Source organism: Sphingomonas sp. PAMC 26621, assembly GCF_000251145.1.
Classification (GTDB): domain Bacteria; phylum Pseudomonadota; class Alphaproteobacteria; order Sphingomonadales; family Sphingomonadaceae; genus Sphingomonas.
Genome location: NZ_AIDW01000017.1, coordinates 1 through 13,956 on the forward strand (window position 1 = coordinate 1; position 13,956 = coordinate 13,956).

The following is a 13,956-nucleotide window of genomic DNA, read 5'->3' on the forward strand; positions in this document are numbered from 1 at the left end:
CCTATCCCCTGTGTGCCTTGGCAGTCTCGGCATGGACGGCCTGACCTGGTTCGGGCTGTTCGCGGTCTCGGCGATGTTACTGTGCTATGCGCTGGAGGACCGCTCGCCCTGGTGGGTGCTGGGGTTCTCGGGATCGTGTGTGCTCGGTTCTGCCTATGGGTTCCTGCAAGGGGCCTGGCCCTTTGGGCTGGTTGAGGCGATCTGGTCGCTTGTCGCGTTGCGGCGATGGTGGGCAATTCGGGCAAGCCCGCGCGCGCGATAGTTGCATTGCCCGCGTGTCCCTGATACGCCCCGCACCTTGTTTGCTGGTCGGAAACCAGCGACTTTTCGGAGAATTCAGTCGTGAAGAAGAACATCCATCCCGATTATCACACCATCACGGTGCAGATGACCGACGGTACGCAGTTCCAGACCCGCACCACCTGGGGCAAAGAAGGCGACCTGATGACGCTCGACATCGATCCGCTCGCGCATCCGGCCTGGACCGGCGGTCGTGGCACGATGCTCGACGCAGGCGGCCAGGTTGCCCGCTTCAACAAGCGTTTCGGCGCGATGTCTTCGATCGGCAAGAAGTAAGACCTGTCGGGGGGCGCCGCGAGGCGCCTCTTCTTACGCGGACAAACCGTTCGTTTCGAGCATCGTTGAGAAACCGGTCACCCAACGTGGTGCTTGGTTTCTCGACTTCGCTGGAAACGAGCGGTTTTTTCGTATTTTGATCTGTCTCGTTGCCGCCATAGCCGTCGAACTGTCGATCACGCCGGCTGTGCAAAACGCTCCAGGAACGCCGCATGCGGCGGGAGCCGGCCAACGGTTGCGGCAATGCCGCGCTTCAATTCCGACAGCGCGCCCTGCAGCTGGGCGGTCGGCATCGTTGCCGGAAGGCGGTGGTGGCTGCGCGGGGTCACGCCCTGGCCCAGCATGACCTCGATCCAGGAATCGGTGCGGAACAGCTCGTCCTTGTCCTGATACGCCATCGCCGATTCCCGGAACAAGGCGATCCGGCTTGCGAGACTGTCGGGAATCGGCAGCGTCCGGCGCGATTGCCAGAACGGCGTGTCGTCGCGCTCGGTCAGCACATAGTGCAGGATAATGAAGTCGCGGACCTGCTCCCACTCCCGGCGGGTGCGGTCGTTGAAACGGTCGGCCAGCGCCTTGCTGTCTTCACCGAACGGGAAGTTCTGGACCAGCCATGTCACCGCAACCATGACGAGATGGATGCTGGTCGATTCGAGCGGTTCGACAAACCCGCTGGCAAGCCCGAGCGAGAGGCAATTGTGGTTCCACACCCGCCGCCGCATCCCGCTGGTGAAGCGGATCTGGCGCGGCTCGAACAGCGGCTTGCCGTCGATGCCGGCGAGCAACCGCGCGCGGGCTTCGTCGTCCGAGAGGTACGCGCTCGAATAGACCAGTCCGTTGCCCGTGCGATGCTGCAACGGGATTTTCCAGCGCCACCCGTCGCCGTGCGCGATGGCGCGGGTGTAGGGCAGGGGGCCTTCGGTCGTTTCGCTCTGCACCGCGAACGCGCGGTCGGTCGGCAACCAGTGCGACCAGTCCTCGAACCCGGTCTCGAGGCTGTCCTCGATCAGCAGCGCACGGAAACCGGTGCAATCGATGAAAAAGTCACCGTCAACCCGCGCGCCGGAGGCAAGCACCAGCGTGGTGATCGCGCCGCTCTCGCCGTCGCGTTCGACCTGCGCGATCCGGCCCTCGATTCGCGTGACGCCATCGGGCTCGGCAACACCGCGCAGGAAGCGCGCATAGCCGGTCGCATCGAGGTGGTACGCATAAGCGAGCGTCTGGTCGCGATCGAGCGCGAACCGCTTTGCCGCGGCCGCCTGGAGTTCGAGCGAGTAGTCGCCATAGTCCCCGCCGAACCCGCGCGCGCGCGCCTCGAGCCAGAAGTGCTGGAAATCCGCGACGAAGGTCGATCGCCCGACCGAGCCGAAGGCGTGGAAATAGCGTGCGTCGATCCGGTCCCAATGCTCGAACGAAATGCCCAGCTTGAAGGTCGCGTTGGTCGCGCGGATGAAGGCATCCTCGTCGACCCCGATGAACTGATGGAAGGTGCGGATCGTCGGGATCGTCGACTCGCCGACGCCGACGGTGCCGATCTCGTCAGATTCGATCAGCGTCACTTCGACCAGCCCGGCGAGCTGCCGTACCAGTGCGGTCGCGGCCAGCCATCCCGCCGTTCCGCCGCCCGCAATGACCACCCGCTTGAGCGGTCGTGCCCCGGAAGACGCGATCATCGGTTGAGCTTCTGCGCGACCATCGCGCGCAGGCGTCGCGCGGTCAGCGTGTCGAGGGGCGCAAGCGGGCCATGCGCCGCCGGGGACAGATGCGCGGTTGCCGTATCAGTGGGGCCGAACAGATAATGATCGAACATTGCACGCCATGCCTGTTTTTCGGAATCGGGCCGTCCGCGCAGGCTGAGCAGCCCGTGCAGCAGGGTCGTCATCGGGGAGTCGAAATACGCGGGAACTTTGTTCCACCAATAATTGACGAGAATGTTGAAGCCGTCCAGCGCCTCGACATGATGCCACCACAAGGCGGGATAGACCAGCACGTCACCGGGCTCGAGCTCCGCGACTTCGGCCACCGCGAGCGCATCGGCGAAACGCGGGTACCGTTCCAGATCGGGCGCGCGCAGGTCGACCATGCTGACGACTTGCCCTGCGGGGGTGGGGTCGATCGGGCCGGGATACAGATTGCTCGCCTGGTCAGGGGGGAACAGCGTGAAGCGCCGATGGCCAGCGACACAGACGGCGAGATTGTTCGACATGTCCCAGTGCGTCGCGGCGATCGTGCGATTGCCGATCCAGATGCTCGCGAGCGGAGGATGGTCGGCGAAGGTGCCGTCGCACGGGACGATATCGTTCTCCGCGCGCAGACCGGGGAGGAAAAGATCGAGATCGGTCGAGCCGACGTAGAGCGAGAGGCTCTCCTCGCTGTCGGGAAGCGCGAGCAACCGGTCGAGCACGCCGCCAAGCGCCGCCCGCTCGCTGGTGAAATTCATCGCGGTGCCATCGGGGGTGTAGTGAAACCGCCCGCGGATCGCCGGATCGCCGACATAGACGATCACGGGTCGGCCCCCGTCCGCCTTGCGCAGCAACGCCGCCGCCGCCGCTGGCGATTCGCGCCCGGCGCGAACCAGCGGCCAGTCCCGCGCCGCGCCCTTGAGGATCACCGGCCGCCCCTCCGCGAGCAGCTCTCCAAGCGCAATCGCGTCGACGGCGATGCCCGAACGGGTCTCGGTCCGTCGCAGCGTCGGCACGTGCGTCGTATCAGCGGACGGCATCGCGCGACAGCTTGCGCTCGATCAACGCCGAGATATTCCCCAGCGACGTGATCGCCCATACGGCACAGCGCAGGAAATCCTGCGCATTGAGGCTTGCCAGCGTGGCGCCGTCGAGCGTTGCGAACCGCGCGGCGGAGACGAGGTAGACGTCGGGAATGGCATAGCGCCGTCCGTCACCGATTTCGAGCTCGAGCGTCGCCGCCTCGAACAGTCCGGCGTCGGCGAACGCCGCGGCCATGATGGGCGAAACCTGGTCGCCGGCGAAGATCGTCCGCAATACCCCGCCGACATGGTCGAGATAGGGGGCATTGCCGCCATGGTCGAGAAACACCGGTTCCCCGTCGGATCGACTGACGCGGGGATCGGCAAGGTCGACATGGATCATCGGTTCCCCCGGCTCCCCCGGTGCCGGCATGCCGATCGAGAAGGGGCCGCGTTGCAGGAGCGCGGGAATGAAACGCGCGTTCCACGTCGTCCCGTCGAGGTACAGGTTCTCGTCCCGGTCGAGCCCCAGCAATACCGATGCGTTATATCGGCCGTCGTCGGTCCGGCGGAACAGGATGACATATTCGCGGGCGAGCGCATCGAATTCGGTTGGAAAGACCGGAATTTCGTTGATCCCGTCCCCCCAGGCCGCCCCGCGCTCGGTCCTGATGCGGAGGTCGTGGTGATCGACATTGTTGAGCAGGACGCGGGTGCTTGCGGAATCAGGGCCGGCCATGGTCGCTTGTGCGCTTTCGTGAAGGTCCGGCTCGTTTTACACGATCGCATCCGCCCGTCACCCCAGACGTGCGGGGGCCGCAGCGCAAAGTGCGGGGTGTGCAGTGCGCTTCCCGCCGCCTCGGCCGTCAGGACACATCACGTGCAGGGTTTGCGGATGCGTTGGCGCGGCACAGGCTGACGACGGGAGAACCCGCCCGGGAACGGCGTCCCGCCTGACGAGTTCACCATCGTCCGGCAGTCGCAAGCAGGCGGTGCGGTGGGACCAGCGAGGAAAAAACCATGATCGATCTGAACACTGCCTCCGCCGCGGAACTCGACTCCGTACCCCAATTGAAGGGCCACGGATTCGAGATCGTCCGATACCGCGAGGAACGCGGGCGCTTCGGCGCGATGCGGCAGCTCGACGAGGTTCCGGGACTGGCGACGAAATGGGATGGCGCGGAGGCGATGGTCGAGGTGGCCTGACGGTGCGGCGCGTCCCATTGCCGCGTTCGTTGCGTCGATTTTGCGGACCTCCGGGTGTCGTATCGACGACGCACTAGCGCCCTTCGCCAATGCGGGCGCCAACCCGGCGGCTCACTCGGTGGGCAAGGCCGGCGCTCCGTCCGACGTCCAGCGTAGGCAGTCGACGAGCGCGCGCAACGCCGGTGTCACCTGGCGGCTCGGATAATAGAGGTAGCATCCGGGGAAGGGCGGACACCAGGCGTCGAGGACCTGGATCAGCGTGCCATCGGCGATTTCCTCCGCGACGTCGTGTTCCAGCATATAGCCAAGCCCCGCCCCGGCGCGCACCGCCGCCTCCACGAGGCGCTCCTCGTTCACGATCAACTGTCCAGCGGGGCGAAACCTGATTTCGCGCCCATCCCGCTCGAATTCCCACGGCAACAGACCGCCACCGCCGAGCAGCCGATAATTGATGCAGTTATGACCTTCCAGATCGGCAGGCGTGGCGGGCAGGGGACGGTCGGCGAAATATCCCGGCGTTCCCACCACCAGCGTGCGGAGGGCAGGCCCCACCGGGACCGCCACCATGTCGAGATCGACCGTCTCGCCGAGGCGGATCCCGGCGTCGAAGCCACCCGCCACGAGATCGACAAGCCGGTCCTCGACGATCACCTCGACCGAAATCTCGGGATGCGCGCGCAGAAAATGCGGCAGCCTCGGCACGAGCACCGTGCGCGCGGCATAGCCGAACGTCGTCAACCGGATCGCGCCGGAAGGAACGCCGCGCCAGTCGGCCAGCGCGGACAGCCCGCGCGCGACTTCCGCAAGCGCCGGATCGAGCGAGCGGAGCAAGCGCTCGCCCGCCGCGGTCGGCGCGACGCTGCGCGTGGTCCGCGCAAGCAGCCGGACGCCGAGCCGCGTTTCGAGGCTGCGCATCGCGTGGCTGAGCGCGGAGGGAGAAAGGCCGAGTTCGGCGGCCGCGCGCGTAAAGCTCCGCACGCGGGCGACCGCCGCAAAGGCTGCCAGATCGTCCAGGTCGCCACGTCGCATTGCTGCATGCCCTTCACAAGCCCATGCCGCCGATGCCGTCTAATCAGGGGGGCGCCAAGCTGTATCTTATGATCGTATCTCAACGGAGCAACAGTCATGAGCCTCACCACCTACCGTACATTGGGCCGATCAGGCCTCGCGGTCAGTCCGCTTGCCCTCGGCACGATGACGTTCGGCGCCGGACGATGGGGGGCGGACGAGGCGACGTCGCGGGCAATCTTCAACGCCTATGTCGAAGCCGGCGGTAACTTTGCCGATACCGCCGACGTCTATTCGGGCGGCGAGAGCGAGGAAATGCTCGGGCGCTTCGTCGCCGAGCGCGGCAATCGCGCGCGGATGGTGATCGCCACCAAATCCGGCTTTCCGCGCACTGCGGGGACGCCGCTTGCCGGGGGCAATTCTGCGCGCAACATCCGCGACGGGATCCACGGATCGCTGCGTCGGCTCGGCACCGATTTCATCGATATGTACTGGACCCACGTCTGGGACCGGACGACCCCGCCCGAGGAGGTGCTTCGCGCGCTGACCGACGCGGTCCGCCGCGGCGATATTCTATATTATGGCTTTTCCAATGCGCCGGCCTGGTATGCAGCGCAGGTTGCGACGCTGGCACGCGCGCATGGCCTGCCCGAGCCGATCGGGCTGCAATATTCCTATTCGCTGATCGATCGCGGCGTCGAGCTCGAGGTGATCCCCGCCGGTCAGGCGCTTGGACTGGGGCTGGTCGCCTGGAGTCCGCTGGCGGCGGGGTTGCTGACCGGCAAATATGGTCGCGAGAAGCTCGCCGATGCGGGTCCGGCGGGAAGCCTGCCCAATCGGTCCGGCGGCACCACGGCAGACGGGAGCAACGGCCGGTTGAATGGCGACAACCCCTTCGGCGGAATGCTCTTCACTGAGCGGAACTTCGACGGCGTCGACGTCCTTCAATCGGTCGCGGCCGAGATCGGTCGACCGATGGCACAGGTAGCGCTCGCCTGGGTCGCAGCACGCGGCGGGGTTGCTTCGGTACTGGTTGGCGCAAGCCGACCGGCGCAATTGATGGAGAACATCGCGGCGCTCGATATTGTCTTCACCGCAGACCAGCAGGCACGTCTGGACGGCGCCGGTGCTCCACCGATGCTCAACCCGTATTTCATCTTCGACCTGCCGCGCTCCGCGATTTTCGGGGGCCAGCACGTCGAGCCGTGGGCGCCGATCGTAGCGTGAGGGAAGGCGGGGGCGCAAACGCGCCTCCGCGCCCCGGCTCGAACGCGCGTCACCCTCGCATCGCGTACTTCCGGCAATGGTCGAGATATCCGGCCTCATGACTTCCCGCCAGCGACACGACGCTTTCCCACAGCCAATTCGGCGCATCGATCGCCCCGCGACGATCCGCGTCGAGGATATCGACCCACGCGTGCCGCGTCGCGCTATCCATCTGGCGTGCATGCGCCTTGCCCACCACGAAGGCGAGATACCGCGCCGCCTTGACCGCTTGCCCCGCGCTGAATTGTTCGACCTCGAGCTTGAGGTCCTGCGGAGACAGTTCGCAAATGAACAGTGATCGATCTAGCGCGTGCGCGGCGACCATCCGGCTCCGGAGGTGCGGCGACAGCGCGCGCGCCGCGGCGACCACGCGCGCACCTTCGTCCGTCGGCATCTTCGCCCCCCTGGCGACGGGAGCGATCGGGGTCGTCGCTTCCTTCAAGTCGATCAACGCATAGTCCGACCGGCCCTTGGCGTTCTTCAACCCGACCAACGCCGCGAACCGCAGCAGACCCAGCGAACTGCACCCCTTCATCCAATAGGCCGCATCGACCAGCCGCACCGTGCGGTCCCGGTCCTTCTCGTCGAGCGAAAGCACGAGCGCAGCGACGTCCGGTTCGGTGACGAGCGCGGCGAGGGCATCGCGTTCCGCCTTCTCCAGGGGCCAGAACTTGTCCCCCAACGGAATCGCCGGCTCGTCGCTGGCGAAGCGCTCCTTGGCCAGATGACGCCAGCGGCGACCGAGCGCGCGGCGTTTGACGCTGCGGACCGCATCGGGTTCGGGACCGGCTTCACCATTTGCCGGATCCGCCATCGCGCTGGCGTAACCGGTCACCATTTCCTCGATCATGTGCGCCGTAGTGACCCCTGGAAGATCCGAACCACGCGCAGCGGTCGCAAGCGACAGGCCGAGGCGGATGAGATCGTGCGCCGGATTGCCGATGACGGCCTGATCGAGATCGCGGATCTGGATCGCGACGCGCCCCCCGCCATCGTTGATCGGCCCGAGATTGCCGAGATGGCAGTCCCCACAGATCCAGATCGCCGGCCCTTGCGGAACCCGCCGCGATGCCGGCGATTCCTCCAGCCACTCATAGAATTTGGCCGTATTGCCCCGGACATAGGCATGGGTCGACCGCGCCATCTTGAGCTGGCGCTTGGCAGCGAGAAGGGCAGGCCGCTCGGCAAGGGTCGGTTTGGGCATTCGGGTCCTTTGCGCCGCGTTGGGCGAATACGGTGGCAGGCAAGCTCCGCACGCCGACGATCCGGGCAGCGCGCCGAAATTTCGAAGCGACCAGACCCGGCGGCGTCGCAATGATGAAGTCCTACAAACAGGTCGCAGCTTGCCTGAACGCCCCTTCACCGGACTGGTTCAGCGCCGATGCCGTTACGATGCGGTATTTCTCGTTGATTTAGATCGTAACGGCGAAAAACGGCTGGAAAACCGCCGATTTATCTCAGGGAGGGAGCAGTCGGCGGTGGCGGGCATGGACGCCGGGAAAGGGACCGGCGAGAGGTTCATCAATTCGCCTGCTGCACATCACAGGCTCCCCAGCTTGAGGCGCACCCCTCCCGTGGCGGTAAACGGCTTTCCGTAGAGCGCGGCGGTGAAGCCGTCGTTGGTGCCGATGTAGCGCCGATCGAACAAATTCTCGAACTGTCCGAACAGTTCGACGTCGCGGCGTACGGCCACGCTGGCACCGAAGTCGGCGATGACGTGCGCATCGGTCCGGTAGATCCCATCGGGATCGCCGTTGGTGCGCGAGAGGTAGCGGACCCGCGGACTGAGCTTGATGCCGTAGGGGGCGGTCCAGTCGAGACTCGCACTTGCGCGATGCCTCGGGATGCCCGGCTGTTGAAGGCCGATGCTGGCCGGGTCTTCGGGGTTCCGGGTCACGATCGAGTCCGCATAGGTGTAGGCCAACGTGCCGCCGAGCTTGGGGCTCGGCCGCCACGTCAGTTCCGCTTCCACACCGCGGCTGCGCGCACTGCCTGCGTTGATGAGGCGCGCGCCGATCGCAAATCCGGCGGGCAGCGTGGCGGGGTCGAGATACCGGTAGGTCAGGAAATCGGCGATGCGGCTGGTATAAGCGGTCGCCTGGAAGCGGACCGGACCGCGATCGACATCGAACCCGGCTTCCGCCCCCTCGAGTGTTTCGGGCTTCAGCGCTGCGTTGCCGTAGAGGATATACCCGGGGACCGACGCGCCACGGTACAGATTGTCGAGCGTCGGCGCCCGGAACGCGCGGTAGAGCGCACCGCGGAGCGCGAAGCCGGCGGGCAATTGGTACCGCAGCGAGAGGCGTGGATCCACGTCGCTGTCGTGCCGGTTCGCGGTTTTGCCGAGGCCGCCCGGCGTATCGTCCACGCCGTTGAAGCTGTAGAAATCCTGGTAACGGACGCTGAGCAGCACCTGCAGGGGTTCGAGCGGCCGGAGGTCCGCCTGGGCATATCCGCCGAGGAACCGCTGGTTGCCCGACCCGGTATCGGTTCGAACCCGCGCGCCGGTTTCATCGAAGATGGCCGCCCGGTCGATCCCCTGAACACCGTGATAGTCGGCCCCCGCCGACAATGCGCGGACAAGACCCGAGAATGTCTGCGTCCAGACCAGCGATGCGCCCCAGTCGTTCGCGCGGGTGCGGTGGCTGTTCTGGACGAACTCGACGTCGTTGGGGTTGGCGTCCGCTGGCGAACCGGGATTGTTGGTAATGAACCGCTCGTCGTTGTGGAACGCCGTCAGGTCCAGCGACCCGCCCGCGCGCGGCGCCCAGCGGATCGTGCCGGTGTAGCGCCATGTCCGCTGGTCGTTGGTATTGGCACGCGTGAGGAACGTCTGGTCGTTATCATAATAACTGACTAGTGCGCGTGCGGTCAGGTCCGGCGTGAGGTCGACGTTCCCGGACACGGCAACGGTCCGGGCCGTGAACGAGGTCGGCACCGTCGCCGCGCCGCGGGCACTTTCGACCTGTTCGACATAGCCGTCGCTATGCTGCACCCCGGCATCGAGACCCACCCCGTAGCCGGTGCCGGCAAATGCCGCGTGGCCGTCCGCGCGGTAGTTTCCGCGGCTGCCGCCCGCCACTTCCGCTACCGCGCCGGTCGTCGTGATCGGCCTGGTCAGGATATTGATGACCCCGCCCATCGCGTAATTGCCCCAGAGCGGTGCGCCGCCGCCGCGGACCACCTCGACGCGGTCAATCGTCTCCAGCGGCACTTCGCTCCACTGGACGTAGCCGAAGAACGGATCGTTGATCGGCACACCGTCGAGCAGCACCAGCGAGCGGATGCCGCTCAATCCCCGCATCGACACGATGGTGTTGGTGGGGTGCTGTTCGTTCGTGCCGGCGATCGGAAGATCGACCGAGGGGACGCGCCGCAGCACATCGTCGATCGTGCGCGCTGGCGTTTTTTCGATCTCGGCTGCGGTGATGACGCTGACGCTCGCCGGCACGTCGGCCAGCGCGCGCGCGGATCGGGTGGCGGTGACGACGATGTCGCTCGCTGCGGGGGAGGCGAGGTTCTGTGATGACGCCGGGGTGGCGAGCAGGAGGCACGGCAAAGCGCCCCCGGCGAGCAGGTAGGATCGAGACATGGAGATACCTTCGACTGGCCCGAACCTTCGAAACGCGGACCATGGATCACGGGCACGCCGGGCGAACCGGCGCGGATTGACACGTCAAAGGGGTGTTGGTGGTCCGCGCAACGGTGGCCGCAGAAAGCCCGGAGCCGCCAGTTCCGGTCGTGAAACGCCGATCGTTCCGATCGCCATCACAAAACCGACCAGGCTCGCGAGCAGGATCGGATCGACCGAAGCCAGCATCGCAGCCGACAGCCCGGCGAACGCGCACGGCATTTCGGCCTTGCCGTGATCCTGCGACTTTCCGTGATCGGCCATACCGCCATGCAGGCCCGGCATTGCCATCGTCATCGGGGCAGAACCCATGCCCGGGCACAGCGTGATGGCGATGCGACCATGATCGCTGCCGACCATATAGCCGACGGGCACCACCAGTTTCAGGATGAGTGCCGCGACGCAGATCAGCACCGCGAGATGGCGTTGCGCCAGGAGATGCCGGAACGCCTGCACGGGAGTCGCCTAACCGCGGCGGCGGGGCGTGTCACCTGGACATTGCGTCCCGGCCCCCATGCACGAAACCGTTCAGAGGAATGGAGCTATCGCGCGTCCCGGACATGCTGGTAGGACCATTCCACCATCGGACGGCGTCGGAAAGCTCCTTACATTGACCCATATTGGGCGACACATTGCCATCATCGCGCCGCCGACTGCCGGACACTTCAATCCGCTGGCGGCTTTGGGGACGGCGCTTGCCGCCGCCGGTGCCAGGGTCACCTTCGTGCATATGGCCGAAGCGCGGTCGCTTGTACCTGGGTCCGTAGTCGGTTTCGCCGGACTCAGTCATGCAGACGATCGCCCCGGGAAGCTGGCAGACTATTACCGGAAGCTTGCGCAACCCTCCGGGGTCATCGGGCTTCCCAGGATGATCCGCGGTACCGCCGCCATCACCGAGCTTTTGTTGCGGGCACTGCCGGCGGCGTTGCAGGACATCGAAGTCGACGCGGTGATCGCGGACTCGGCCGAACCGGCGGGAGCGCTGGTGGCACGGCATCTCGACTTGCCGTTCGTCACTGCGGTGACGGGGTTGCCGCTTCTACGGGAGCTGGGTGTTCCGCCGCCGTTCCTCGGCTGGGCCTATCGCGCGGACCGCTGGGGACGCTTTCGCAACGGCGGAGGCTATGTCGTCAGCGACGCCCTGTTGCGGCCCATCACCGAAACCGTCTCCGCGCATGCTCGCCGTTGGGGTCTCGATCCGAGTCCGCGAAAGCAATGGTCGGACCGTCGCAAATTGCGCAATGCCCGGCGGCGCTCGATTTCCCGCGGACGGCCTTGCCGGCACGCTTTCATTACGGCGCACCGTGGCGGCTCGAGGAAGCGGCTGACATGCCGCTGCCGGACGACGACCGGCCGCTCGTCTTCTGCTCGCTCGGATCGTTGCAGGGTGCGCGACGATCACTGTTCGCGTCGATGACGCGGGCCTGCGCCGCGCTTGGGGCACGCGCGGTGGTGGCGCATGGCGGTGGGCTGACCGCGGACGAGGTCGCCTCGCTTCCGGGCGACCCGCTGGTGCGCGCGTTCTGGCCGCAGACCCGTATCCTGCCGCGCTGCTCGGCAGCGATCCTGCATGGCGGCTTCAACACCGTACTGGACTCATTGGCGGCGGGCGTACCGATCGTCGCGGTGCCGCTGGCGTTCGAACAGCCCGCCACCGCGGCGCGACTGAACCGGATCGGCGCGGCGTGCGTTGTGTCGCCAGCCGAGGCTGGCAGGGGCGGACTCGAAACGGCGCTGAAACGGGTCCTGGGCTATCCACGCTACCGGCACGCCGCGCAGACCCTCGCCGGGGAGATCGCGGCGGCGGACGACCTCACCGCGACCGCGGCGTTGGTCCTGGCCGCGTTGCGCGCGGACGACGCAATTGCGCCGGCGACGCGGACCCGATCGGGCTCGCCGCCGCGGGTCGCGTCAGGCGTCGGGCTGCGATGATGGCAGGCGGCGCCAGCAGCAGGCCTGCGATGACATCCACGCCGTAATGTCCCCCGAAGACCGGCGTCGCGACGATCGTGAGGACCGCCCATCCGCCGCCGGGAACGGCAAGGCGGGGCACCGCGCGGAACGCCCAGATGAAGATCGCGGCGAGCGTTGCATGGAAGCTGGGAAAGCTGACGATCCCCATCAGCATGGTCAGGTCGAGCGAGCGGAGCGACCCGTCGCGTAGGCCCGTGATCAAGCCCTGCTCCTGCCACGCGACCGACGGCCACAAGTGCAGGTAATCCGCGGGATCGAACAGGTTCCCCATCGCCGGCGTAACGCCGGAGATCAGGATCGTCACGAAGCCCGAACCGATCGCCGCGCACACGGTCGTCCGCAGCGTGTCGAACTTGCCCAGCCCGCTCAGGACGACGATCACGACGATCATCTGCAGGATGAGGCTGTGGTATGCGAACCCCAGCAACCAGACGACGGGCGGCGCCATGTCCAGCAGGCTGCGCACCACCGGCCAATCGAAGCCGATCGCACGGTCGGCGGCGGCGAGCCGACCGTCCCAGAGATCCCCGGCGTTTGCCGCAAACGCATAGGCCAGGACGACCCCGAGCAGCGTGAAGAGCGTCATCTGCGCAAAAGCCGCCGCGCCGGCGGCGAGCCGCGGACGTCCGGTCGTCCGGCCCGCCACGATCGCAGCGCCGAGCGCGCAAAGCGCCCCGGCTGCGGGCAGGGCGCGGACCGGATCGACTGAGAAGGCATGACCGTATTGAGCGAGGAAGACGCTGATCGTCATCCCCGCAAGAAGCAGCCAGGACGGTATTTCCGGGCGGTCGGCAGGATTGAAGAAGGCGCGCATCGCGACCGAACGCAGGTCGGGCGGAGGCGGTCCCGAAAATCTTCGGTGCCGCCCATTTTCCCGGAACCGTTCTTATTGCGGACGTTCCAGGATGCGCGGACGGCGGGATTATTCGGGCACGGCCTCTCGCATCATGCCGCTGCTACGCTTATGTGCGGTGCATGCTGAAGCCGTTTTACCTGTCCGCCTCCAGTAAAGACGACCGCGCCTGATGGCCTGGTATCAAAACCTCGCGATCGTCGCCTTCATGGTTTTGTTCATGGAGTGCTTTGCCTGGGCGGTGCATCGTTATGTCATGCACGGCGTGGGTTGGGGGTGGCACAAGTCCCATCACGAAACGCATTCCGGCTGGTTCGAGAAGAACGATCTGTACGCGATCGTCTTCGCGATCGTGCCGATCGTCCTGTTCACTGCCGGGCTATGGTGGCAACCATTGTGGTGGGCAGCGCTCGGCATTACCGTCTACGGCGGGATCTACGCCTTCGTACACGATATGCTCGTGCACCAGCGTGGCGGGTTCCGGTGGGTGCCGAAGCAAGGCTATTTCAAACGCCTGTTGCAGGCGCATCGGCTGCACCACGCGGTCGAGGGCCGGGACGGTACCGTCAGCCATGGGTTCCTCTTCGCGCGCAAGCCCTCGGTCCTGAAGGCACAACTGCGCGCGAACGCCGATCCGCAGCGGCGTACTGCGCGTCCGGCAGCGGTCACCGACGCTGCGCTGGCGGTACGGGAGTGAGTGCGTTACGGCCTCCGGCGACACCCGCCGCCCGACGCCAG

At 66.4% G+C, this 13,956-nt stretch carries 14 protein-coding genes; 6 read left to right on the forward strand and 8 right to left on the reverse strand.

The features are described 5' to 3' along the window. Positions 1 to 342: 342 nt before the first annotated feature. Positions 343 to 576: a 50S ribosomal protein L31 gene (rpmE, locus tag RI03_RS09250; RefSeq protein WP_010163703.1), complete on the forward strand. Its 234-nt coding sequence runs from the start codon at positions 343 to 345 to the stop codon at positions 574 to 576. Between the two features lie 176 nt (positions 577 to 752). On the opposite strand, the gene RI03_RS09255 is transcribed toward rpmE, so the two are convergent. Genes RI03_RS09255 through RI03_RS09265 form a run of 3 tightly spaced genes read right to left on the reverse strand, consistent with a single transcriptional unit; the run spans position 753 to position 4,019 of the window. After that, positions 753 to 2,249, reverse strand: coding sequence for a tryptophan halogenase family protein (locus RI03_RS09255; protein ID WP_010216862.1), 1,497 nt, complete (start codon positions 2,247 to 2,249; stop codon positions 753 to 755). Next, complete coding sequence (locus tag RI03_RS09260) at positions 2,246 to 3,298, reverse strand: cupin-like domain-containing protein (protein WP_010216863.1); 1,053 nt, start codon at positions 3,296 to 3,298, stop codon at positions 2,246 to 2,248. Before RI03_RS09260 ends, RI03_RS09255 begins: the two co-directional genes overlap by 4 nt. After that, positions 3,285 to 4,019 (reverse strand): SapC family protein, encoded by a 735-nt coding sequence (locus RI03_RS09265; protein WP_010216865.1) that lies wholly within the window; start codon positions 4,017 to 4,019, stop codon positions 3,285 to 3,287. Before RI03_RS09265 ends, RI03_RS09260 begins: the two co-directional genes overlap by 14 nt. A 281-nt stretch (positions 4,020 to 4,300) precedes the next feature. Between RI03_RS09265 and RI03_RS09270 the strand changes: the two genes are divergently transcribed. After that, positions 4,301 to 4,486 (forward strand): helix-hairpin-helix domain-containing protein, encoded by a 186-nt coding sequence (locus RI03_RS09270; RefSeq protein ID WP_010216866.1) that lies wholly within the window; start codon positions 4,301 to 4,303, stop codon positions 4,484 to 4,486. A 111-nt stretch (positions 4,487 to 4,597) separates the two neighbouring features. Here the strand turns inward: RI03_RS09270 and RI03_RS09275 are convergent, their stop codons facing one another. Further along, on the reverse strand, positions 4,598 to 5,515 hold the full coding sequence (locus RI03_RS09275; protein WP_010216867.1) for a LysR family transcriptional regulator: 918 nt from the start codon (positions 5,513 to 5,515) through the stop codon (positions 4,598 to 4,600). Positions 5,516 to 5,611: 96 nt separating this feature from the next. Between RI03_RS09275 and RI03_RS09280 the strand changes: the two genes are divergently transcribed. After that, positions 5,612 to 6,721, forward strand: coding sequence for an aldo/keto reductase (locus RI03_RS09280; protein WP_010216868.1), 1,110 nt, complete (start codon positions 5,612 to 5,614; stop codon positions 6,719 to 6,721). Positions 6,722 to 6,770: 49 nt separating this feature from the next. On the opposite strand, the gene RI03_RS09285 is transcribed toward RI03_RS09280, so the two are convergent. The 3 genes from RI03_RS09285 to RI03_RS09300 form a co-directional block, all read right to left on the reverse strand. Then, positions 6,771 to 8,003, reverse strand: coding sequence for a DUF2252 family protein (locus tag RI03_RS09285; RefSeq protein WP_338009631.1), 1,233 nt, complete (start codon positions 8,001 to 8,003; stop codon positions 6,771 to 6,773). A gap of 297 nt (positions 8,004 to 8,300) precedes the next feature. Beyond that, positions 8,301 to 10,352 (reverse strand): TonB-dependent receptor, encoded by a 2,052-nt coding sequence (locus tag RI03_RS09295; RefSeq protein WP_010216871.1) that lies wholly within the window; start codon positions 10,350 to 10,352, stop codon positions 8,301 to 8,303. Positions 10,353 to 10,436: 84 nt separating this feature from the next. Continuing rightward, positions 10,437 to 10,847, reverse strand: a complete 411-nt coding sequence (locus RI03_RS09300) for a DUF2946 family protein (protein ID WP_010216872.1) — start codon at positions 10,845 to 10,847, stop codon at positions 10,437 to 10,439. Between the two features lie 154 nt (positions 10,848 to 11,001). Between RI03_RS09300 and RI03_RS24615 the strand changes: the two genes are divergently transcribed. Together RI03_RS24615 and RI03_RS24620 are read left to right on the forward strand one after the other, a co-directional pair. Then, on the forward strand, positions 11,002 to 11,808 hold the full coding sequence (locus RI03_RS24615; protein WP_238542333.1) for a hypothetical protein: 807 nt from the start codon (positions 11,002 to 11,004) through the stop codon (positions 11,806 to 11,808). Continuing rightward, positions 11,805 to 12,323, forward strand: a complete 519-nt coding sequence (locus RI03_RS24620; protein ID WP_238542334.1) for a glycosyltransferase — start codon at positions 11,805 to 11,807, stop codon at positions 12,321 to 12,323. The genes RI03_RS24615 and RI03_RS24620 overlap by 4 nt, the downstream gene beginning before the upstream one ends. Here the strand turns inward: RI03_RS24620 and RI03_RS09310 are convergent. Beyond that, positions 12,205 to 13,179: a phosphatase PAP2 family protein gene (locus tag RI03_RS09310; protein WP_026046595.1), complete on the reverse strand. Its 975-nt coding sequence runs from the start codon at positions 13,177 to 13,179 to the stop codon at positions 12,205 to 12,207. The two genes, RI03_RS24620 and RI03_RS09310, sit on opposite strands and share 119 nt — an antisense overlap. A 211-nt stretch (positions 13,180 to 13,390) precedes the next feature. Between RI03_RS09310 and RI03_RS09315 the strand changes: the two genes are divergently transcribed. Beyond that, complete coding sequence (locus RI03_RS09315; protein WP_010216876.1) at positions 13,391 to 13,915, forward strand: sterol desaturase family protein; 525 nt, start codon at positions 13,391 to 13,393, stop codon at positions 13,913 to 13,915. Positions 13,916 to 13,956: the final 41 nt, after the last annotated feature.

What these genes read in the sequence shown, in the direction of transcription:
- RI03_RS09255 (WP_010216862.1), bottom strand. Translation starts at nt 2,249, where the DNA reads ATGATCGCGTCTTCCGGGGCACGACCGCTCAAGCGGGTGGTCATTGCG.
- RI03_RS09260 (WP_010216863.1), bottom strand. Translation starts at nt 3,298, where the DNA reads ATGCCGTCCGCTGATACGACGCACGTGCCGACGCTGCGACGGACCGAG.
- RI03_RS09265 (WP_010216865.1), bottom strand. Translation starts at nt 4,019, where the DNA reads ATGGCCGGCCCTGATTCCGCAAGCACCCGCGTCCTGCTCAACAATGTC.
- RI03_RS09270 (WP_010216866.1), top strand. Translation starts at nt 4,301, where the DNA reads ATGATCGATCTGAACACTGCCTCCGCCGCGGAACTCGACTCCGTACCC.
- RI03_RS09275 (WP_010216867.1), bottom strand. Translation starts at nt 5,515, where the DNA reads ATGCGACGTGGCGACCTGGACGATCTGGCAGCCTTTGCGGCGGTCGCC.
- RI03_RS09280 (WP_010216868.1), top strand. Translation starts at nt 5,612, where the DNA reads ATGAGCCTCACCACCTACCGTACATTGGGCCGATCAGGCCTCGCGGTC.
- RI03_RS09295 (WP_010216871.1), bottom strand. Translation starts at nt 10,352, where the DNA reads ATGTCTCGATCCTACCTGCTCGCCGGGGGCGCTTTGCCGTGCCTCCTG.
- RI03_RS24620 (WP_238542334.1), top strand. Translation starts at nt 11,805, where the DNA reads ATGACGCGGGCCTGCGCCGCGCTTGGGGCACGCGCGGTGGTGGCGCAT.
- RI03_RS09310 (WP_026046595.1), bottom strand. Translation starts at nt 13,179, where the DNA reads ATGCGCGCCTTCTTCAATCCTGCCGACCGCCCGGAAATACCGTCCTGG.
- RI03_RS09315 (WP_010216876.1), top strand. Translation starts at nt 13,391, where the DNA reads ATGGCCTGGTATCAAAACCTCGCGATCGTCGCCTTCATGGTTTTGTTC.